This window comes from Haloleucobacter albus (assembly GCF_052492075.1).
The window spans coordinates 193,756-215,197 of sequence record NZ_JBQWAS010000025.1 but is presented as its reverse complement, the minus strand read 5'-3'; the positions used below and the strand labels follow the sequence as shown (position 1 = coordinate 215,197).

The following is a 21,442-nucleotide window of genomic DNA, read 5'->3' as shown; positions in this document are numbered from 1 at the left end:
CAGTCCGGCTAATTAGCCAGATAACTCATCGCCAGTCAAGACCGGAAAGTGAGAGACAGATCCATCCGCCGTTCAGTGCTGAGCGGCGGTGGCTCGTCGTTGGTGAGCGCTTTATACGGTCGCCAAACCCAAACCGTCAAGCATCAAATGACAGGCATATCTCAAAAAACGCCGCGCATTGTGGACAACTCGATATAAGTCCAAATATTACAATATCTTACAAGAGCCGGCAAAGCACCCATCAGTCGTTTCCAAGGCCACCCCGGCCATCACAGAGAACGAATCTCGCCCCTGAATCACCTGGAAAAACGCTTCAGATCGAACGCTGCGACATCCTCCAGCAATTCGATAAAGCCTTGCACGCCTTGTTCCGCAGCCTTTTCGCCCTTTTCCGCTGTTGCTGGACGCGCATCACCCATGGCCCCGGTTTCCTGGAGATCCTCACTCAACCAGCCGAAACCCACCGGATGGTTGGCCCGCAGCCGTTTGAACTCTGTCTCCATACCCACGCTATAGGGTTCGAAATTGTCAGCAAGGCCCATATCCACCAGCTCCGGGCGGAAAGCGAGCATGAGAGAAGTCTCCACATCGCCACCATGAATGCCATGGGCGCGCTCATGCTCTTCAAACAGACCCACCGGATAACCGAAGCGATGCATGGAACAGGTCACGGCCAGCATGTCATGCTCCAGCCGCAGGGTGCGCGCCACCAGATCAATCACCGGCACATTGCCGCCGTGGGTGTTCATGAGAACAAGACGGCGCACGCCCGCACGCGCCAGACACCGGCCCAGTTCCACCCATGCCGTCACAGCCGTGGCCGGTGTCAGGGTCAACGTCCCTGTGAAACGCTGGTGCTCATCAGATTTACCCACGGCCTGAACCGGCAGGGCCAGCACATCCAGCATGTCTGGCACACGCGGACGAATACGGGCCAGATAACCTTCCGCAATATAGAGATCCGTCCCCAGTGGCAGATGCGGCCCATGCTGTTCCACCGCAGCCACTGGCAACACGGCGACCAGCTTCTCCTTGTCCAGAGCCGCCAGAGCCGGTGAGGAAAGATCCGCCCAGTTGCGAAACATCTGCATCTCCTGTCTGCCCATATGGGGCTGCGCATATGTCTCTTTATATAGAGCAGCACCCGTATCTTGCATCCGGCAGACATCAAGCCGCTGCTTGATATGAGATTTCTGCATTCCCGCCTGGGGCGCGAATTTTAATACGTCCGTTCTTGACGCACCCCATCCTCATTCCCACATCGCAAATGGCGCTGGTCCAGGTGACAGCGCCGAACGTGAACCTGGCTCTCTGGCAGGTTCCGCATGTCGCTTCAAAGGAGGATATGCCATGCGTAGCTTTGATCTTTCCCCCCTCTATCGCAACACGGTCGGCTTTGATCGTCTGTTCTCCCTGCTTGATACGGTAGGCACTGTGGATTCCACCCCGACCTATCCGCCCTACAATATTGAGCGCACCGGCGAGAATGCCTATCGCATCACTCTGGCTGTCGCCGGCTTCACCAATGAGGATCTGTCCATCGAGGTGAAGGAGAACACCCTCACCCTGCATGGCGAGAAGAAAGCCACCGCCGAGAATGAAAGCACGCAGTTGCTATATCGTGGCATTGCGGCGCGCACCTTCGAGCGGCGCTTCCAGCTTGCCGATCATGTGGAAGTGAAGGGCGCCATTCTTGAGAATGGCCTGCTGCATGTGGATCTCGTGCGCAACATTCCCGAGGCCAAGAAGCCCCGCATCATCCCCATCAACACCGCTCCGGCCGAACAGCCGTCCGCCATTGAAGGCGCGAAGGTGGATGAGGCGCAGCAGGCGGCCTGATCGGCGATCAGCCTCTGATATGCTGCCATATCAGCACTATTGCGGGCGGCGCCTTCCGGCGCCGCCCTTTTTGTATCCGCATTGAGTGTCCGAGGGGGATATGCCACCTTCGCCCTTTGCCGCGCGGCGCTTCCGCGCCTCTTCCGCCGGATGCAGATGCCCCTATACGAAACCCCCGCAAACCCCATGCCGGAAGGCGCTGTCACCGGCGAGATCGTCACCGATGACGGCATTCGCCTGCGCTTTGCCCGCTGGATGCCACACAAGGGCTTGCGCGGTACGGTGGCGCTGTTTCAGGGCCGGGCCGATTTCATCGAGAAATATTATGAGACGATCCAGGATCTGCGCGCGCGTGGCTTTGCCGTCGCCACGCTGGACTGGCGCGGACAAGGCGGCTCGCAGCGCCTGCTGCGCAATCCACTGAAAGGCCATATCCGCAATTTCGATGCCTATCAGAAGGATCTTCAGGCCTTTACCCGGCACGTGCTGCTACCGGATTGTCCCGCTCCGCATTATGCGCTGTGCCATTCCATGGGCGGCCTCATTCTGCTGAAGTCCGTGGTGGAGGGCCAGCGCTGGTTTGATCGTATGGTGCTGGAAACCCCCATGCTGGGCCTGAAGGTGGTGCCCATGCAAGGGCTCGTTCGCCCGCTCGCCACCGCGCTGGTCTGGAGCGGCTTCGCACGCGCCCTGCCACCAGGGGCCCAGGCCCGGCCCTCGACGGAAATCCCCTTCGCGCAGAATTTCAACACGTCAGATCCGGTGCGTTATGCAAGACAGGCGGAAATGGTGCGTCTTCATCCGGCGCTGGCTCTGGGCCCACCAACCATCGGCTGGGTTCACGCCGCCTTTTCAGCCATGGAGGAAATGGCGGACCCGGATGTGATCGCCCGTATCCGCCAGCCCCTGCTCATCATTGCCGGCGGGGCGGACAGGCTGGTTTCCAACATGGCTATTGAGCATCTGTCGGCCCGGCTGGTGGCGGGCGGACATGTGGTGGTGCCGGCCGCCCGCCATGAACTGCTCTCGGAGCGGGATATGCTGCGCGCCCAGTTCTGGGCCGCCTTTGATGCGTTCATTCCCGGCACGCCCTGTTTCTGATCCTGAAGGCTGAAGGCCCGGCCGGCCCCGCGCCAGCATGGCAGGGGGGCAGCAGCACATGCGGCAGCCGAGCCGGCCGGTCCGTGTTGCGCCGGCCCTGTCGCCGCCGGCGCAATCCCTCGTCTTGATCCGGGGAGCTATCAGCTTTTATTTCCCATTCTGGGCGCGGGCGTCCGCCACGACTTCAGCATAGCCCTCATAATCCAGAGCCGCCGCCACCTTGTAGGGACCAATCAGATAGACTGGCGTGCTGTTCAGCCCCAGCGCGCGGGCCTGCCCCAGCGTGCGGCGCAGATAGGCCATTACCTCATCGCCATGGGTTTGCAGATCACGATCCAGCCGCGCCATATCCACACCCGAGGCGGCAACGGCCTTCTGCATGGCTTCCGGCGTCACCTTGCTGCCAGGCAGGGCCATCAACGCGTCTTTCGCCACATGATATTTGCCCTGATATTTCGCGCCCAGCACCAGTTGCGCCCCATAAACGGACGCCTCGGAGAGAATGGGCAGATCCTTATAGACAATGCGGATCTTGCCATCCTTCCTGGCCAGCTTCTCGATGATCGGATCGGATTTCTTGCAATAGGGGCAGTTGTAATCAAAGAAGGCAACGATGGTCACATCGCCCTTCGGGTTGCCGCTGGTGGGAGAGAGCGGATCATTGAGGATGATTTGCGGGTCCAGCGCCGGCTTGTCCTGCGCCTGTGCCGCACTGCCCGGCCAGCCGACCACTCCGCCAGCCAGCCCACCCACGCACAGCGCTGTCGCCAGCATCAACCGCGCTCCCTGCCGGCGCAGGACAGACAAGGCGGCGCGGCGTGAAGCACGAAAACGCGGAAGGCTCGACATCACTATTCTCCTCAGCTCTGGCCCCAGATCACGCATCCAGCTTAAGCCAGCCTTAAGCCGGAAAGATCTTGCCGCTGCGCATGCTGCTTGAGACCGGAGACCAGATCTGGTCCAAAAGGTCTCAATTGTCCGCGCCCCTTGCAAGTGACAATGGAACAGCTCAACTGAAGAGGCTCCCTGATGCTGCTGCGCCCGCTGGAAACCGTGGCCATTCTGCTTCTGCCGCTGGTGCCGGTATTTCTGGCACTGGACTATCGGTTCGGCGCGGCGGCGCTCTATATCCTGTCCTATGTGCTGGCAGCGGCGGCCGGGGGCATTGTGCGCATTCTCTTCCGGCGCGCCCGGCTGATCCAGACCGCCGGCCGGCGCAATCTCATCACCATGGCAATTTTGCTGCTGTTCTGCTGTGTGGCTGTGGGGGTGAGCTATCTCGCCACGCGCGGCGCAGGCACCATCGCCCTGGGTAATGGTCATGTATTGATCTGGCCCCTCGCCATGGGGGCCGGCTTTGTCGCCGGGCTGCTGGCCAGCGGGCGTCAAGCGCCCCACCCCACGGAAGACTGACCATTCTTCAAAACAAGGGCCGCAGGCTTTCGCCACACAGCCCTTGTGTTTTCGGCGTCTATAGCTGCGCGGCTTCAATATTGCGGGTGACATCCTGTGCATTGATGGCCCCGATCATCCGGGTGCCTGGCACTTCCCTGCCGGTCGCGTCCACCACAAACATGGTCGGCGGCCCGATAATGCCAAACCGTTCCATCAGCGCACGACTATCCACGCCGTAATCCGTCACATCCGCCGCGATAAAAGTCGTGCGGGCCAGCGCCGGGGCCAGATCCGGCCCCTTCAGCACCTTCTCATTGGATTTGCACACCGTGCACCAATCCGCCGTGAAGGATACCAATGCGGGCCGCCCCTCAGCGCGGGCCTGCTCCAGTGCCATATCCAACGCCGCCATGGAGGTGACCCGTTGGGCGGGAACCTCCTGCCGGACCAGTTGAGCGCCCTGCCCGCCTGAAGACAGGAAGGAGAGCGGGCGCAGCGGATCACCCGCCCCGCCTGCGGACCCCACAAGCAGCAGGGCGCCATACACCGCAAGCACCAGACCGGACGCCTTGCCCAGCCGGGCATGCCAGCCCATGCCGGCCTCCATGCGGTCAAACCCGCCCAGAAACACGGCAAGGCCGATGGCGAACACACCCCAGATGCCCAACGCCTGCGCCTCATCCATGAGCCGCGTGGCGAGATAGACCGCCACCGCCAGAAAGACGACACCAAACAGCATTTTCACCCGCGCCAGCCAGGGGCCAGACTTGGGCAGGACCCGCGCCCCGAAGGCCCCGAAGGCGATCAGTGGCAGGCCCATGCCCAGCCCCAGCATGAACAGGGCGGCGGCGCCTCGCCCGGCCGCCCCGGTCTGCGCCGCTGTCAGCATGGCGGCGGCCAGAGGCGGCGTCACGCACGGCCCCACAATCAGCGCCGAACCAAAACCCAGCATCGCCGCACTGGAGAAAGAGCCGCCCGCCCCCGGCAACCGCCCGGAGAGGCGGGAGGACAGGGCCGCCGGCATCTGCATATCAAACAGGCCGAACATGGACAGCGCCAGCACCACGAAAACCACCGCCATGGCCCCGAGCGCCCATGGGGTTTGCAAAGCGGCCTGAAGATTGGCCCCGGACCAGCCGGCCACCAGCCCCAGCAACCCATAGGCGCAGGCCATGGCAAGTACATAGACAGAAGACAAGGCAACGCCGCGCCCCATGCCACTGCTCCCGGCGCTCTGCGCGCCCTGGGCATCGGCTTGCGCGCCGGCGCGCGCCAGAACCCCACCCAGAATGGGAATCATCGGAAACACGCAGGGTGTGAGTGACAGCAGCAGCCCGAACCCCAGAAAAGCCGCCAGCATCCACAGCGGATCACCCGTCAGCAGAGCAGAAGGCGACCAGGCGCTCTCATCTGCGGAAGGCGTATCCGTGGCAGAGGCGACGCGCACCGGGCTGACAGCCGCGCCGGAAAGCGGCACAGCCGGTGTTTCCGCCGCAGCGCCGGGGACCTCAGCCGTGCCCGCACCGGGTATGGGCGTTGCAACCCTGTTGCCCAGTGATGGGCCCGCTGGCGTCAGCTTCACCGGCTCCGCACCCAGCGCGGCCAGAGACACTTCTCCCACCTGCGGCGGATAACAGATGCCGGCCTGCGAACAGCCCTGCCATGTCACATGCAACGGTGCCTGCAACGCACCATCAGCCGTCAGCTTCTCCAGCTCAGCAGCGGGAAGAATGGCCCGCAACGCATTCTGGAAAATGCGCACCCGGCCAAAATTCACATCATCCTTTTCCTCACCGGGCGGCAAGGTAAATGACAAGGGGTTGCCATTTTCTGAAATCGTGACGCTATCGCGATAAAGATAGCTGTCGGAGCGGATGGTCCAGTCCAGCACCAGCGCGCCATCTTCTGCGCGCCGCGCCGTGACGGAGAAAGGCGTCGCCGCCTGCGCCGTCTTCAGGGCGCCAAGGCTGGCCCAATTGCTGCGCACGGATGCCCCGCCACTGGCCGCGCCCGCATCAGAAACGGAACCTGCCGTCAGTTGCTGCGCAACAGCGCCCGAATATCCTGCTCCCGGCAGAGCCACCAGAAACAGCGCACACAGCGCTATCAGCGCGGGCCATCTCCTCCATATGCCGGCCATTGTGCGGGCCGGGCGGCGTGCTTGCACCATCAAACTGCTCCTGCGCATGCCCTTTGAATTTGCCACATCAGCCGCGCAAACCCCAGAATGCCGCGCATGATGCTGCAAACTGGCATGCTCCGCCTGATCGCCCCTGTGCCGGTTTCGGGGCCGCGCCTTAAGTGAGCCTTAAGGTGGCGCAAAAGAATGGCAGAACAATTGTGCAGCAGCAGGTGGGGAGCAGCCATGCATATCCTGGTGGTGGAGGATGACCCTGTTCTGGCGGATGGGTTGAAGGTCGGGCTGGGGCTGGCAGGGGCCACGGTGGATACAGTCTCCACCTGCGGCGATGCGCGGGCAGCGCTTTCCACCATGTCGTTCGACGCTATGGTGCTGGATGTGATGCTGCCGGATGGCTCCGGCCTTGATCTGCTGGCCACGCTGCGCCGGGCTGGCGAAACCACCCCCACCCTGCTGCTGACAGCTCTTGATGATACGCAGGACCGCATCCGCGGCCTTGATGCCGGAGCGGATGATTATCTCGGCAAACCGTTTGATCTGGATGAGTTGGCCGCACGGGTTCGGGCCATTGTGCGCCGGGCCAGTGGGCGGGCGACCGCACTGATGCGCTGCGGGGAGGTGGTGCTGGACCCGGCCGCCCTCACGGCCACGGTGCGCAATCAACCTGTCGCCCTCTCCCGTCGGGAGTTCGCCGTGCTCTCCGCCCTGATGGAGCGGCCCGGCATGATTCGCTCCCGCGCCGACATTGAAGAGCGGCTTTATGGCTGGCAGGAGGAGGTGGAGAGCAATGCCGTGGAGGTGCACATCCACAATCTGCGCGCCAAGATCGGCCGCGCGACCATAGAGACGGTGCGCGGGCTGGGCTACCGCATGAAGAACGATGCGGCATGAAGGCCGTCATGAAGGCAGTTTCAAGATGATACGATCCCTGCGCGGACGGCTGTTTCTCATTCTGCTGCTGGCCACTGGAGCCCTGTGGCTCTCGGCCACGGCCTGGATATATCTGGGCAGCCGGGCCGAGCTGGAGCATGTGCTGGATACGCGCCTGCGAGAAGCCGCACGCATGGTGCATTCTCTGGTGATGACCAACCCGCAGGCCATGGGTTCTGACGCCCCGGCTGACATGCCCGCCTTCCCTATCGAGCGCGGCGGCTATGAGCGCCAGCTCTCCTGCCAGGTCTGGTCGCTGGCTGGGGATCTCATGTCCCAGTCCAGTGGCGCGCCTTCGGGGCGGATGAGTACCGGGGAGCAGGGCTTTTCCAACCAGATGGTAGATGGCGAGCTGTGGCGCGTCTTCACACTGGAAGACCCGGAAAAGGGCCTGCGCGTGATGGTGGGAGACCGCGTGGGCCTGCGTGACCGGCTGGTGCGCGATCTCATTCTGGGCCTTGTCGCACCCGCCCTGTTCATCGTGCCTCTTCTGGCCCTGTTGATCTGGGTGAGCCTCGGCCGGGGCCTTCGCCCCCTCACCGCACTGACACGCAACATTGCCGCGCGCGGGCCGGATGACATGCGCCGCGTGAATGCCGCCGATGCGCCCTCGGAGGTGCGGCCACTGGCCGAGGCCCTGAACGGCCTGTTCGCCAAGGTCGAGACAGCCCGTCACCATGAGCGGGAGGTGACGGCCTTCGCCGCCCATGAACTGCGCACACCTCTGGCCGGGCTGAAAACACAGGCCCAGATCGCCCTCGCCTCCCCCGAAGCCGCCACGCGCGAGGCTGCTCTCCGGCAAATTCTGGTTTCGGTGGATCGTTCATCACGCCTTGTCCGCCAGCTTCTCACACTGGCCCGGCTGGATGCCGGCGAGGATCTTCGCCAACAGGGAGCCCCTGTGACCGTGGGCGCCGTACTGGAAGAGCTGGTGCGGGAAGAAGATGAACGCAAAGCCATGACGCGGGATGCGCCGGGCGATGCCCCGCCTCTCCCTCTTACCGCCCGCATCACCATGGACCCGGCCCTGTACAGGATGCAGGTGCTGGGAGACGGCGACGCCCTGCGCACCGCCCTGCGCAATCTGCTGGAAAATGCCCTGCAATATGGCCCGCCAGACGGGACAATCACTTGCCGCGCGCTCTCGCCCTCTACCCTGTGTCTGGAAGATGAGGGCCCCGGCATCGCCCCGGAAGAGCTGGAACTGGTGACACGCCGTTTCTACCGGGGGCGCAATCTTCAGGGGGCGGAATCAGCTGCGCCTGCGGGCCGTCATACCGGCACCGGGCTGGGGCTGGCCATTGCGGAAACCGCTCTCGCCCGGCTGAATGCGCGGATGGAACTGGCCAACCGACCAGACCGCAGCGGCCTTCAGATCACGATCCGTTTCGAGACGGACGCCTGATGCGCTCCACCATGGCGCAGGGCGGGGAGGCTGTAGAAGGTCCGCCCGGCCGGCCCTACGGCTCTGACAAGACAGGCCATGCAACGCAGGATCGTTGCCAGAGCCCCACATCTGTCGGCTCCATCCGTGAACCTTCCAGACGCGGATTGATTTCCAGCGCACAGGAATAACTTGTCCGCCCCTTCCGCGCCTCGGACAAACGGACGCGCGTTGTGCGGGTGTTGGCAGGAGCTGGCAAGGATTGGAAGGGGTTGGACGCATGATGCGGGCTTGTTCATCACGGGCCTGACATATGCCACCTGTGTCATGATGCGCCCGGCCCGGCACACCAAATGGGCGATATATTTCTGGCTGAAGCCATGAAATCCTACGCGAGAACAGCCCCCTTCCAGAGCGGTTGTTCCAGAAGTGCCATGACGGCAGCCGGGCTGTGGGCCAGCTCGGCCTCCTCACTGGCATTCAGGTCAAGCCGTTTGAAAACACAGGAAAAGCGCTCCGTGCGGCCGGGTTGTGGGCCCGTGGCAGATGGGCTTCAGCCAGAGCACCCTGTTTAACCCTGAAGCATTTTCAGGGTCTGCTCATGCACGGCGCGGCTTCCCGCAGCAACAATGCGCCCGCCCTTCGCCGGCGATTCACCTTCCCAGGTGGTGACCATGCCGCCCGCGCCTTCAATGATGGGGATGAGCGCGGCAATGTCATGCAATTTCAGCTCGGTTTCGATCACGAGATCAATCTGTCCGGCGGCCAACATGCAATATGCGTAACAATCCCCGCCATAACGGGAGAGGCGGACCTTTTCTTCCACGACGGAGAAAATGGCGCGGTCGGCATCATTCATCAGCCGCGGGCTGGTGGTGAACAACACCGCATCCTCCAGCCGGGCGCAGGCACGCGTCGTCAGCCGGCCCGCGCCTGCCGGGCCGCGATAACATGCCTGCGTGCTGTCACCATAAAAGCTTTCACCGATAAAGGGCTGGTGCATCATGCCATAGAGAGGCGCGCCCTCCTTCAGCAAACCAATCAGCGTGCCCCAGGCCGGCATGCCGGAAATGAAGGATTTGGTGCCATCAATCGGGTCCAGAACCCACACATAATCCGAGTGCCCGGCCTGAGCATCAAATTCCTCGCCAATAATGCCGTGGTCTGGAAAGGCTGCGCCAATCATCTCACGCAAAACCTGCTCGGCCGCGCGATCCGCCTCGGTCACCGGATCGAAACCATAGGCGCCGCCCTTGTCATCCATGCGCATCGCCGTGCGGAAATAGGGCAAAATGACCTGGCCAGACTGCGCCGCCAGCTTGTGCACGAACTCTTCCAGGGCCTTTACATCCACCGCGCTCATCGGGCTGCACTCCTTATTCCGGCTTGCACTGCTCATTGAAGCCATGCCTGTGGCCGTGATGCGCCAGCCAGACCGCACCTCACATGCCCCGGAAGCGACCCGCGATCAAGCGCAACAGACCACGAGGAACGGAGGAAATGGCCCCTCAGCCTGCTCCATCAGGGTGCGGCGGCATACGGATTGGCGCAGATATCGCCCAATTCTACGGCACCGCGCGGAAACATGTGGGCAAAAGACAGGCACATTTCGAAAGCCCCTGTCTTTTCAGGGTGCTGACGCCCCTTTCCATGCGCAAACTATCAGCGCGCAACAACCTTGTGAGCTTCTGGCGAAGAGCGCATATTGATGCAGCGCGGCATTGCTTGCTGCATTGCCGTCGCCCTCCTTGGGCGTTTCCTCCCTAGACTTGGGCCGTTCGCCAATGCGGACGGCCTCTTTCTTTTCAGGCCGACTTTCCGGCTGTTGCGCGCCGCGCAACATTCCGTTTGATGCCCCTGAAAGCTCCGCCTCACCAGACCAGCCGCTCTGAACGTGCCACGCAACATGGGCACGCGACGTGGAGGCACGACGTGGAGGCGCTATGGGCCGCACTCTTGAGGTGAGCGCCCCGCACCCGCAAAATCAAGTTGTGATGAACAAGCCGCGCTGCGCCATCGTTTCAAGGCGAAGATTCGCAGCTCTTCGCCTCCGCAACACGGAATGGAAAGGCCACGAGGGAAAAGAAGAGAATTTCGCACACGGAAAACCCCCTTGAAAAACAAGAGGTTGCAAAAATTATGCAGGGTGCGACAAACCGACACTTGATTTTCGGCAACGCCAAGGGCATTTTTGCATTGCGACATGGCGATTGGCGTCGCTTTGTCGCTGCCCTCCTTGGGCGTTTCCTCCCTAGACTTGGGCCGTTCGCCAACGCGGACGGCCCCTTTCTTTTTTGGGCCACCTTATTGCGGTGTTTGCCCCGGCTTCCAGCCCAACCTTTCGGCTTCCTGAAAACCTGTCTGCACTGCACCCGGCCCTTTCGCCGGAACCCCTCTGCACACCTGCGCTCCATGAGCACAAAAGCAACGCTGCGGGGCCATGCCCTGCTGACATGACAAAATTCGTATATCTGCCATTCAAAAAACGCAAGGCAGTTTTTCAAATTATTGACATTTTCCGCTCCGAACACCGCAATGCATTGCCATATGCGTGTTTTAGCTCATTCCGCAGCGGCGCGCGGAGCCGCAAGGCCGCTGCGCACAAGCGCCAGAACGCGAGACATGGCCTGCGCAATATCCGCCCTTACCCGTGTGAAACGAGAACTGTGCAGATAATGCGCCTCATCCATATAGATGCCCCGGTTCACCTCGATCTGCACAGCATGCAGGCCCGTGGCGGGGCGGCCATAATGTTCGGTGATGAAACCGCCCGCATAGGGCTTGTTGCGCAACACGCAATATCCGGCCGCCACCAGCTCCCGTTCCAGTGCATCACTCACCAAGGCGCTGCAACTCGTGCCGAAACGGTCTCCAATCACGAAATCCGCATTCACGGCTGAGCCACGCAAGGAGGTGGAGGGCATGGAGTGGCAATCCACCAGCACCGCCACGCCCCATTGCCCCTGCACTTGCGACAGCAAAGCCCTCAATGCCTTGTGATAAGGCTTATAATAGGTTTCGATCCGCGCCAGCCCCTCCTCCAGAGACAGCCGCCGGGTATAGATCTCCCGCGCATCGCCCACCACGCGGGCAATGGTGCCCAACCCGCTGACAACCCGAAGTGACCGTGTATTGGCATAAGAGGGCAGCCGCCCTTCAAACATGCGCGGGTCCAGCTCATAGGGCTCGCGGTTCAGGTCCAGAAAGGCGCGGGGAAACAGCGCCCGCATGAAGGGCACCCCCTCCTGCACCACATCGGCGAACAGCTCATCCACGAAACAATCTTCCGAGCGGCGCAGAGACGGGAAGTCCAGCCGGGCCTCTTCCACGAAGCGGCGCGGATAGATGCGGCCGGAATGCGGAGAATTGAAAACGAATGGCCCCATGCCCTCTCGCACGCCCTGAATTTCAAAGGCCGGATCAATTTTGTCAGCAAGAGAGGCTGTCATGGGATACCGCACACACCGGAAGAATTCAAAAAAGCCCTGTACTCTCCATATGATGGCCCCCTTTTGGCGGCCTTGTGAAGGCCCGAAGAGCTTTCACTTCGAATTTACCTGATTCATGCAGACAGATCAGAGGTGGCTCCGGCGTTGCGGCGGGGCACGTTGTGAAACAATCAGGGGAAATGGCGTGTCCAAAATCCTGCTCGCCGAAGATGACAATGACATGCGGCGCTTCCTGGTGCGCGCGTTGCAAAATGCCGGCTACTCGGTGGCATCGTTCGACAATGGCAAATCCGCTTATGAGCGGATGCGTGAAGAACCCTTCGAGTTGCTGCTGACCGATATCGTGATGCCGGAGATGGATGGTATCGAGCTGGCGCGCCGCGCGACCGAGCTTGATCCTGACCTGAAGGTGATGTTCATCACCGGCTTCGCCGCAGTGGCGCTGAACGCCGATAATGAAGCCCCCGCCGAAGCCAAGGTGCTGTCCAAGCCCTTCCATCTTCGGGATCTTGTCGCCGAAGTGGGAAAAATGCTCGCGGCGGCCTGAAATCTGCAAATACCCCTTGCCTCCGGCGAAGAGAGCCTCTATAGAGGCGCTTCCCGGGGTTGGGGCGCGTAGCTCAGCGGGAGAGCACTACGTTGACATCGTAGGGGTCACAGGTTCAATCCCTGTCGCGCCCACCATCCCCCTCTTCTCTGCTGAGAAGATGCAAGGCTGGACCAAGGCTAGCGAAGCTTAATTTCCATCATTCTGTCTCATATTACGGTTCTTGGCGCTCGCGCATCCGTGCGCTCTTTCGCCATAGTGGAGCCGTGCAGAAATCTGCCCCACCGGCAGCGAAAACAGTATGCTCGCACCATGAAAGCGACATCCACGCCGCCCGATTCGTCCGTTTCCTCCACATCGGCCCACGCCACCCCGCCATGGGGCAGCGCCGGTTCGCCTATTGGTGTGCTGCTGGTCAATCTCGGCACACCCGATGGCACCGATTACTGGTCGATGCGCCGCTATCTGAAGGAGTTTCTTTCAGACCGGCGGGTGATCGAGGTAAACCGCCTGCTGTGGTGGGTGGTGCTCAACGCCATCATCCTCACGGTGCGCCCCGGCCCCAAGGGGCGTGATTATGCCAGCATCTGGAACACGGAGCGGGATGAAGGCCCCCTGCTCACCATCACCCGTGCGCAGGCCGAAAAACTCGCTCCCCGCCTGAACGCGCTGGACCCGCGCATCCGCGTAGATTTCGCCATGCGCTATGGCAACCCCTCCATCGCCTCGCGCATCAAGGCGCTGGAGGCACAGGGCTGCGCGCGCATTCTGGTGGTGCCGCTCTATCCGCAATATGCCGCCGCCACCACCGCCACGGTGGGCGACGCCACATTTGATGTGCTGAAAACCATGCGCCGCCAGCCTGCTTTGCGCATTGCTCCGCCCTGGCCTGATGACCCGGCCTATATTGAGGCGCTGGCGCAAAATCTGGAAAGCCAGCTCGCGGCGCTGGATTTCGAGCCGGAGGTGATTCTCGCCTCCTTCCACGGCATCCCGAAATCCTATGTCGAGAAGGGCGAGCCCTATGCCGATCACTGCCGGGAAACCATGCGCCTGCTGCGCGCCCGCATGGGGCTGAATGAAAATCGCCTGCGTCTCACCTTCCAGTCCCGTTTCGGGCGCGAGGAATGGCTCACCCCCTATACGGATGAAACCGTGAAGGCGCTGGCCGCGCAGGGCGTGAAACGGCTGGCCGTGCTCACCCCCGGCTTTGTGGCAGATTGCCTGGAAACACTGGAAGAGATCGGCGTCGAGAACCGGGATTATTTTCTTGAACATGGCGGAGAACAATTTGCCGCCCTGCCCTGCCTGAATGACAGCCCCGCCGGCCTTGATGTGCTGGCCCATATTGTGGAGCAGGAACTGGGGGGCTGGCTCTCACCACTGCAAAAGAGCTGATACCCAGATGAAGCAGCGGCGCTGAACGTGCTCAGCCCGCCGCGACGCGCATGCGCGGCTGCTCCGCCTCTGCGGCAAAACACGTCTTGAGCCACGCCTTGATGACCACAAGAGCTTCCGGCTCATCCAGAAAGGGAGGGTGCCCTCTGTCCGGCACATCCACACGGATCATGTCCGGGCGGCGGGCCTGCATGGCATCGGCGGCGGCGCTGCTCAAGACATCCGAATTGGCGCCGCGGACCAGCGCCAGCGGAATCCCCGCACAGGCATCAAACAAGGGCCAGGCATCTGGAGGAGCAGAGGCCAGGGCAGTATTGAAAGAGGTGCGCAATTCCGGGTCATAGGGCAGCTTCACCCCACGGCTGGTCTGGATATAGCGACGGATGGTCTCCTGCTCCCAGCGCAACTCAGGCACATTGTCGAAGCCCGGCATGGCTGCCGGCATGCGGTCGGCGATTTCCTCCAGCGTATCAACCGCCGGTTCGATGCCAATATAGGTGCCCAGCCGCTCCAGCCCGGCCCGCTCCATCACCGGGCCCACATCGTTCAGGCACAAGCCGACAACCCTCTCATGGGCAATCATGGCCATCATCATGCCCAGAAGCCCGCCGCGGGAAGAGCCGATGACAGCGGTGCGCTCCACACCCAGATGATCCAGCAAGGCCAGCGCGTCACGGGTTTCCTGAAGCACATTGTAGGTTTCAGCGCCCGTCCACTCTGATTCTCCCCGACCACGGCTGTCGAGACGAATCAAGCGGATATCCGGCAGATGGTGCGCCAGATAATCAAAATCGCGCCCATTGCGGGTAAAGCCGGCCAGCGCCAGCAGCGGCCACCCTTCCCCGATATCGGAGAAAGCGAGCCTTGCGTCATCTTCTGCCTGAAAGCTGCCCGTGTTCATGCCCCACCAGAACCACTCAAAGCCCGCCAGTGCAGCTTCCTGCTTCCAGCCCCGGCTTACCAGCGCCGCCATGCGCCCCGCCGGGCTGAAGGCTGACCCCCTCAGCCCTCGCCCGCTTGTTCGAGCTTATTGCCGTATAATTACTATCACAAGTTGAGAACACTCTTGTGACAGCCTGATGATCCATCATGGCGCGATAACCAGCCCGGCCCTCAACCCGCACAGGCCGGCGCCATTCGCATGGAACAGCCTGACTATACAGGCCAAGCCTCCGGGTGTTAGAGCATGTGCCGATGTACGGGCGCTTGCCCCCACCTCGCCCACCTTGTCCCCCCACCTCGCCGGACCCGTGTTTTTCCTACCGGCCGCCTCCCGCAGGTCAGCTCGACATGAGGATCACACGTCTCGTTCTCGCCGCCCTTTTGCTCATGGCCCCGGCCACGACAAGCCTGGCGCAGGAACTCACACGCCTTTACGCGCCCCGTCCGCCGGCCGGCTCCGCCTATGTGCGGATCGTGCCGCCACAACCGGCTGGCGCAGTGCGTTTTGGCGACGCCACCGCACAGGTCACCCCCGGCGAGGTGGCCACCATCTATCGTGTAGTCAAGGGCGGCGCTCCGGTGACCATCGCGCTGGATGGCAAGGCCGTGCAAGGCACACCCACACCGGCGGCGGACAGCTTCTCCACCATCGTGATTGGAGCGAACGGCTCGGCCCGCCTGATTGCCGATGGCACGGATGCCCGAAATGACCTGAAGGCCCAGTTGCGCGTCTATAATCTGGTGCCGGGCTGCAAGGGTGCGGTGGCTGTCGAGAAGGGCCCCACCGTGTTTGACGGGCTGGCCACGGACGAAACCCGTTCCCGCGCCATCAACCCCATCGAGGCACGGCTGGTGGGCCGCTGCGGCAACACAGAAACCCCAGCATTCCAGCTCCCTCCCCTGAAGGCGGGCGACCATTTCAGCCTGTTTCTCCTGGAAGGCCCCTCCGGCCCGGAGCTGAAGGGCCAGCGGGACGAGACCGAACCCTATCACGGCGCCCCCGAGTGAGGGGCGCATCATGGTCTTCGCATCCGACAGCTTTCTGTTTCTCTTCCTGCCGGTCTTCCTGCTGGCCTATGCCCTGACACCGGGTGCGGCGCGCAATCTGGTCATCCTCGCCTTTTCCTGGCTGTTCTATGCCTGGTGGCGGGCGGATTTCCTGCCGCTGATCGTCTCCATCGCCATCTGGTCCTGGGTCACCGGCCTGTGGATCGCGAAGGCGCAGGATGAGGGCCGAAGACGCATGGCCATGCTGGCTGGCATCTCCTGGCCGCTGGCTTCGCTGCTGTGGTTCAAATATGCCAACATGATGGTGGCCACAGGTCAGGCCGTCACCGCCTCGGTCTGGGGCTGGGAGGATGTGCTGTTGCCCATCGGCCTCAGCTTCTTCGTGTTCGGGGCCATCTCCTATTCCATGGATGTGTATCGCCGCACCGTGCCGGCCGAACCCTCCTTCGTGAATTACGCCACCTACCAGTCCATGTTCGGCCATCTCGTGGCGGGCCCGGTGGTGCGCTACAAATGGGTAGCCCGACGCCTGAAGGAGCGCACCTTCCAGCGCGCCGAATTCATGTTCGGCGTGGAACGCTTCATGTTCGGCTTTGCCCAGAAGGTGCTCATCGCCGATACGCTGGCCCCGCTGGTGGATGCCGGCTACAGCCTCGCCGCCCCCACCACGCTGGATGTAGCGCTGGTGGTGACGGCCTTCGGCCTTCAACTCTTCTTCGATTTCGTCGGATACAGCGCCATGGCCATCGGGCTGGGGCTGATGGTGGGGCTGAAATTCCCGGAGAATTTCGACAACCCCTATCTGGCCACTTCAGTCACCGAGTTCTGGCGGCGCTGGCATATCTCCCTTTCAAGCTGGCTGCGGGATTATCTGTTCATTCCGCTGGGCGGCAGCCGGGGCAAGAAGCTTCCGGCCATCTGCCTCAACCTGCTCATCACCATGGGGCTGGGCGGCCTGTGGCATGGGGCCAGCTGGACCTTTCTGGTCTGGGGCCTGTGGCATGGCTGCGTGCTCTCATGGGAGCGGATCTGGAAAAGCCTGGCTCTTCCTGCCCCGCCCCGCGCCATCGCCCATATGCTGATGCTGTTGTGCGTGTTGCTGGGCTGGATGCTGTTCCGCGCCGCAAGCTGGGATGAAATGGGCGTGATGATGCAGGGCCTTTCCGGGGCCAATGGCTTTGGCCTGTCTCCGGCGCTGGCGGTGGTGTTCCGCCCCATTATTGTGCTCGCCTATCTTCTGGGCATCGGGCTGGTCTATCTGCCCTTGCTGCTGCGGATCGACCCGGCCGCACCGGAACCCGGCCATATGCTGCGGGCCTGGAGCGCACCGCTGCTGTTCCTGTTCGCGGTTTTTGTGTTGCAGGGGCGAACCGTGGTGCCCTTCCTCTATTTCCAGTTCTGAGGAGGCGGACATGGCTCATCTCGCCCGCATCCTCGCCACTCTGGCCTTTCTGCTGCTGATGTTCGCAGGGCTTGGCCATGTGGTGGCGCATCTGGCCGGGCCGGCTGGCGCATCCATTGTTGCGGCGGCCAGCTGGCAGAACATTCTCAATGGCCGCCTCTCCGGCGTGGTGGACCGCAGCGTGATCGCTGCCCTGCCCAGCACACCGCAGCTCGATTCCATCGCCTCCGGCCTCTCCTATATGGTGCTGGATGATGCCGGGCCGCAGGTCCGCTCTGGCTGCTCCGGCTGGCTTTTCCTTGCCGAAGAACTGGCCGAGACCCCACATGGCGATAAACATATCGCAACCCATGCCCGTCTGGCCCGCAAGATCCGCGACATACTGGCCACGCACGGCGTCGAACTGCTTGTGTTGCCTATCCGCGACAAGGCGGATCTGGCGCATGAGCAATTGTGTGGCCTGCCCGTATCGGCGCAGGCGGCCGGCCGGCTGGAAATATGGAACCGCCAGAGCCGCGAACTCGGCCTCAACAGCATCGCCATGGGTAAAGGCTGGCCCTCTCCCGGCTTTCTGCGAACGGATACCCACTGGAATGCGGAGGGGGCCCGGCATACGGCACAGCTTGTGGCGCACGCCATTTCAGACAGGCTCGGTCCGGGCGCAACCGGCGTGTCCCTGACCTCCAGCCCGCCGGAACCGCGCCCCGGAGATTTGATGCGCCTCGCCGGACTGTCCAAATCCTGGACATGGTCCGGCCCGGAGCCGGATCATGTCGCCACAATTTCCGCCCACATTGCCCGCACTGGTAGCCTGCTGGACGATGTGCCTGCACCCAGTGTCATTCTGGCGGGTTCATCCTTCTCGCTGCGTTCCGGCTTCATTGATTTTCTACAAAACGCCAGCCGCCGCGAGGTGGCGCAGAAAAGCCGGGATGGCAGCGGCTTCGCCGGCGCGCTGCTGGATGTGCTGATGAACCAGCCGGAGGCGCTGAAGCAGACACGCCTTGTGGTGTGGGAATTTCCCCTGCGCACACTCACCCAAGCCCCCACCGAGGCTGAACGGACATTTCTGGGAGAGGACACATGAAGACGGGTCTTCCACACAAGCCCATCACACGCCGCCACATGCTGGGCGCTCTCGGGGCCGGCGCGCTGGCCATGAGCCTTTCCCTGCCGGGCGCAACCCCCGCCATGGCGCAGGGCGAATCCATCATTCACGGCAAGAATGGCTGGCTCTTCCCCGGCTGGGAAAGCCTGACCACATCCGATCAGGCCGGCATCGAGGCCGCTGCCGCATTGATCGGCGACACCAGCAAGGCGCTGGCGGCGCGCAATATCCGCCTCATCACCATCGTCGCACCACTGAAGGCTCGTTTTCATCGCGACAAGCTGCCAGATGACGCACAAATCTCCGATGCGGTGGAGCCCCAGTACAACACCATCATGGCCGCCCTGAAGCAGCAGGGCGTGGATGTGGTGGATATGCGCCCGCCCCTGAAAAGCGTGCAGATCGGCAAGCAGACCAGCTTCTATCGCGCAGATTATCACTGGACGGCCTGGGCGGCCGAAGCAGCCGCGGATGCGGTGGCCTCCGATATCAGGATATCCGGAGTGACGCTGGCCGGCGAGAACGGCACCGGCGACAAGCTGGGAGACTGGATGACCCAGCGCCATTATGGCGATCTGGCCGAGCGCTTCCTCACCCCTGACGCCCGCAAGAAGGTGGGCCCGGAACTCTTCACCGTGCGTGTCGCGCCCCAGCAGCAGGCCGGCCTTCTGGATACCGCCCCGGCCCCGGTACATGTGGTGGGCAACAGCTTCGTGCAGCCTTATCTGGGTTTCCCCCAGAAGCTTTCAAGCGATATCGACCGCCCGGTTTCCCTCACCTGGAACCCCGGCAATGTGGGCCCCTGGCTGACCTTTCTGCAATATGTGGAATCGCCGGGCTTCAAGCAGAACCCGCCGCAATTCATCGTCTGGCTGTTCAATGAGGGCGCATTCCACAGCCTGCCCGATAATGCCGAACAGTGGGACAGCTCTTCCCTCATGTCGGCGCAGAACTGGCGTCAGCGCATGCAGGCCGCCATCGGCAAATAAGCGGCTCCTGTGCCGGTCACCCGACCAAACAAGAAGGCTCCGTGCAGATCTGCACGGAGCCTTCTTGTTTTCAGCGCCACGTCATCAAAACCACATCTCACATCTGCCGGGCGGCTGCGCCGGAGCCCGCGCTGGCATGGGCATTTTCTTCCGGCCGGGCTGTCGGAACAGGTGCTGGCGAGAGCTTCCGCGGGCGGGCGGCGGCCCGGCGCGGGCGCGTAATACTGCTCACCCGGCGCAGGACTTCAGCATGCAGGCCGGGTGACTTGTCCAGATTGAAATGGCCCAGATCCGTATTCGCCGCCAGATCGCGATTGGAAATGGAGCCCCGAAACCCCTTTTCCGCCGTCAGCTTCTTGCCATAGCCATTGTTGGACTGGAAAAAATTGATGAAGCGCCCGCGCGCCCTGCCCACCGTGCTCACCCCCACCGGGTCGAATGTGACCACCAGACGAGGGGGCGTGCCCAGAGCGGTGAGACGCTCGGCCGCCTGAATGGCCGCATCCGCCCCCAGCGAATGACCGATGAGAATGATGGGCGCGCCCTTGTTGCGCCGGCTTTCCGCAGCCGCCTGATCCGCGACCGACTGCCATGACGTATGATTGTATACGCTCGCCTCGATTCCGCGCGCCTCCAGCTTGTCAGCCAGCTCATCCATGCCGAGTGAGAACACATTGGCCAGCCCGCGGAAGAGATAGACATGGCCGGAGCGCTTGGCCGGTTTGGCGGCGGCAGGCTGCACGGCGACACATAGAAACAGCACTGCGCACAACGCCGTGGCCAGGCCAAGAAGCGTCGCCATCGGGCGGGGAGATGTCAGGGAACGGGCAGAGGACATGGGGTCACCACAATTCAACATGGCTGAGTTCTGACGTCATTTTGCCGGATCGGCAACACAGGCCGTAGCCAGCATGGGCCAAAAGCCCTACAGCGCATCGGTTTTTCGCACAATCGTGACCTCAACGCACCAGCATCACAACCCGTTCACTCTGCGTCACACGGCCTTTCGGCCTTGCCGGATGAATAATGATGTTTTACGAAATTATTCACTCATCAGGAGAGAGCCGTGGCGCCCAGAATGAAGGAAAGCCCGGAAGAGACCCGCGAGCGCATCGCCCGCGCTGCCGAGGATCTGTTCCGCCGCTTTGGTTTTGCGAAAACATCCGTGGCCGACATTGCCCGCGCGGTGGAGATGTCGCCGGCCAATATCTATCGCTTCTTCCCTTCCAAGACCGCCATTGTCGCGACCATCTGCGCACGCAGCCTGCACGAAGTGGAGGCGGAGGTGGTGCGAATGGCGCACAGGCCCGGCAGTCCCCAGGAGCGGATCGCCGCGGTTTATCTCTCCATATTTGAATATCACCGGGCCAATTTTCTTACCGAGCGCGGCGTCTACGACATGGTGCTGGTGGCCATTGAGAACAACTGGGCCGCCATCGAAGCCCACAAGGCCCGTATTCGCGATGTTCTCGCCGCCATTCTGGAAGAAGGGCTTCAGAATGGCACCTTCCTGCCCCATGCGCCGGAAGCCGTCGCGGGCCTGCTGCTCTCCTCCTGTGTGCGCTTCTGCCACCCGGTTCTGGTGGCCGCGCATATTGGTGATGATCTGGAAGGCGATCTGAAAACCCATATCGCCTTCATCCTGCGCGCCATTGAGCGCACGCCCACCCCGCTACAACCAGCCCTGCTGCGCCCGACGCCAGCCGGGGCCGCCCCACACACAGACCCGGCCTCCTGCGATGCGTGACGATACCCCGACACGCCAGACATTTTTCTTCTCCCTTTTCTCTATTCTGAGAATGGCTCTCAA

19 protein-coding genes and 1 tRNA gene are annotated in these 21,442 nt (G+C 62.4%); 13 read left to right on the top strand and 7 right to left on the bottom strand.

All coding sequences use genetic code 11. The features are described from left to right. Positions 1-296: 296 nt before the first annotated feature. Positions 297-1,085 carry a creatininase family protein gene (locus tag ACT6QH_RS08315; protein ID WP_444974341.1) on the bottom strand — a complete coding sequence of 263 codons (789 nt, stop codon included), beginning with the start codon at positions 1,083-1,085 and terminating at the stop codon, positions 297-299. A gap of 265 nt (positions 1,086-1,350) precedes the next feature. Between ACT6QH_RS08315 and ACT6QH_RS08310 the strand changes: the two genes are divergently transcribed. Further along, a complete protein-coding gene (locus ACT6QH_RS08310) occupies positions 1,351-1,839 on the top strand; it encodes an Hsp20 family protein (RefSeq protein ID WP_444974340.1) in 489 nt (162 codons plus the stop codon). Between the two features lie 156 nt (positions 1,840-1,995). Beyond that, positions 1,996-2,940 (top strand): alpha/beta fold hydrolase, encoded by a 945-nt coding sequence (locus ACT6QH_RS08305; RefSeq protein ID WP_444974339.1) that lies wholly within the window; start codon positions 1,996-1,998, stop codon positions 2,938-2,940. A gap of 147 nt (positions 2,941-3,087) precedes the next feature. Here ACT6QH_RS08305 and ACT6QH_RS08300 read toward each other — a convergent pair whose 3' ends face one another. Next, a complete protein-coding gene (locus tag ACT6QH_RS08300; protein WP_444974338.1) occupies positions 3,088-3,789 on the bottom strand; it encodes a DsbA family protein in 702 nt (233 codons plus the stop codon). 180 nt (positions 3,790-3,969) lie between these two features. Between ACT6QH_RS08300 and ACT6QH_RS08295 the strand changes: the two genes are divergently transcribed. After that, positions 3,970-4,353 carry a hypothetical protein gene (locus tag ACT6QH_RS08295; protein ID WP_444974337.1) on the top strand — a complete coding sequence of 128 codons (384 nt, stop codon included), beginning with the start codon at positions 3,970-3,972 and terminating at the stop codon, positions 4,351-4,353. Positions 4,354-4,411: 58 nt separating this feature from the next. Here the strand turns inward: ACT6QH_RS08295 and dsbD are convergent, their stop codons facing one another. After that, the gene (gene dsbD / locus ACT6QH_RS08290) at positions 4,412-6,505 is read right to left on the bottom strand and encodes a protein-disulfide reductase DsbD (RefSeq protein ID WP_444974336.1); all 2,094 of its coding nucleotides are present in this window, start codon (positions 6,503-6,505) and stop codon (positions 4,412-4,414) included. A gap of 195 nt (positions 6,506-6,700) precedes the next feature. On the opposite strand from dsbD, the gene ACT6QH_RS08285 reads away from it, so the two are divergent. Next, a complete protein-coding gene (locus tag ACT6QH_RS08285) occupies positions 6,701-7,366 on the top strand; it encodes a response regulator (RefSeq protein WP_444974335.1) in 666 nt (221 codons plus the stop codon). A 28-nt stretch (positions 7,367-7,394) separates the two neighbouring features. Then, positions 7,395-8,810, top strand: a complete 1,416-nt coding sequence (locus ACT6QH_RS08280; protein WP_444974357.1) for an ATP-binding protein — start codon at positions 7,395-7,397, stop codon at positions 8,808-8,810. A gap of 550 nt (positions 8,811-9,360) precedes the next feature. On the opposite strand, the gene hisN is transcribed toward ACT6QH_RS08280, so the two are convergent. Continuing rightward, a complete protein-coding gene (gene hisN / locus ACT6QH_RS08275) occupies positions 9,361-10,152 on the bottom strand; it encodes a histidinol-phosphatase (RefSeq protein ID WP_444974334.1) in 792 nt (263 codons plus the stop codon). Between the two features lie 1,198 nt (positions 10,153-11,350). Then, the gene (locus ACT6QH_RS08270; protein WP_444974333.1) at positions 11,351-12,238 is read right to left on the bottom strand and encodes an N-formylglutamate amidohydrolase; all 888 of its coding nucleotides are present in this window, start codon (positions 12,236-12,238) and stop codon (positions 11,351-11,353) included. A gap of 184 nt (positions 12,239-12,422) precedes the next feature. On the opposite strand from ACT6QH_RS08270, the gene cpdR reads away from it, so the two are divergent. The 3 genes from cpdR (at position 12,423) to hemH (ending at position 14,183) form a co-directional block, all read left to right on the top strand. Then, on the top strand, positions 12,423-12,785 hold the full coding sequence (cpdR, locus tag ACT6QH_RS08265) for a cell cycle two-component system response regulator CpdR (protein ID WP_444974332.1): 363 nt from the start codon (positions 12,423-12,425) through the stop codon (positions 12,783-12,785). A 62-nt stretch (positions 12,786-12,847) separates the two neighbouring features. Further along, positions 12,848-12,922: transfer RNA gene (locus ACT6QH_RS08260), tRNA-Val, on the top strand. Positions 12,923-13,097: 175 nt separating this feature from the next. Further along, positions 13,098-14,183 (top strand): ferrochelatase, encoded by a 1,086-nt coding sequence (gene hemH / locus ACT6QH_RS08255; protein WP_444974331.1) that lies wholly within the window; start codon positions 13,098-13,100, stop codon positions 14,181-14,183. Between the two features lie 31 nt (positions 14,184-14,214). Here the strand turns inward: hemH and ACT6QH_RS08250 are convergent, their stop codons facing one another. After that, on the bottom strand, positions 14,215-15,156 hold the full coding sequence (locus ACT6QH_RS08250; protein WP_444974330.1) for an alpha/beta fold hydrolase: 942 nt from the start codon (positions 15,154-15,156) through the stop codon (positions 14,215-14,217). 317 nt (positions 15,157-15,473) lie between these two features. Here ACT6QH_RS08250 and ACT6QH_RS08245 point away from each other — a divergent pair, with 317 nt between their 5' ends. Genes ACT6QH_RS08245 through ACT6QH_RS08230 form a run of 4 tightly spaced genes read left to right on the top strand, consistent with a single transcriptional unit; the run spans position 15,474 to position 19,632 of the window. Next, positions 15,474-16,133 (top strand): alginate O-acetyltransferase AlgF, encoded by a 660-nt coding sequence (locus ACT6QH_RS08245; protein ID WP_444974329.1) that lies wholly within the window; start codon positions 15,474-15,476, stop codon positions 16,131-16,133. 10 nt (positions 16,134-16,143) lie between these two features. Next, positions 16,144-17,535, top strand: a complete 1,392-nt coding sequence (locus tag ACT6QH_RS08240; protein ID WP_444974328.1) for an MBOAT family O-acyltransferase — start codon at positions 16,144-16,146, stop codon at positions 17,533-17,535. 10 nt (positions 17,536-17,545) lie between these two features. Next, complete coding sequence (locus ACT6QH_RS08235) at positions 17,546-18,622, top strand: alginate O-acetyltransferase AlgX-related protein (RefSeq protein ID WP_444974327.1); 1,077 nt, start codon at positions 17,546-17,548, stop codon at positions 18,620-18,622. Further along, positions 18,619-19,632, top strand: a complete 1,014-nt coding sequence (locus ACT6QH_RS08230) for an alginate O-acetyltransferase AlgX-related protein (RefSeq protein ID WP_444974326.1) — start codon at positions 18,619-18,621, stop codon at positions 19,630-19,632. The genes ACT6QH_RS08235 and ACT6QH_RS08230 overlap by 4 nt, the downstream gene beginning before the upstream one ends. A 97-nt stretch (positions 19,633-19,729) precedes the next feature. Here ACT6QH_RS08230 and ACT6QH_RS08225 read toward each other — a convergent pair whose 3' ends face one another. Then, positions 19,730-20,470: a thioesterase domain-containing protein gene (locus tag ACT6QH_RS08225; protein WP_444974325.1), complete on the bottom strand. Its 741-nt coding sequence runs from the start codon at positions 20,468-20,470 to the stop codon at positions 19,730-19,732. A gap of 228 nt (positions 20,471-20,698) precedes the next feature. On the opposite strand from ACT6QH_RS08225, the gene ACT6QH_RS08220 reads away from it, so the two are divergent. Continuing rightward, positions 20,699-21,379: a TetR/AcrR family transcriptional regulator gene (locus ACT6QH_RS08220; protein WP_444974324.1), complete on the top strand. Its 681-nt coding sequence runs from the start codon at positions 20,699-20,701 to the stop codon at positions 21,377-21,379. Positions 21,380-21,442 lie beyond the last annotated feature (63 nt).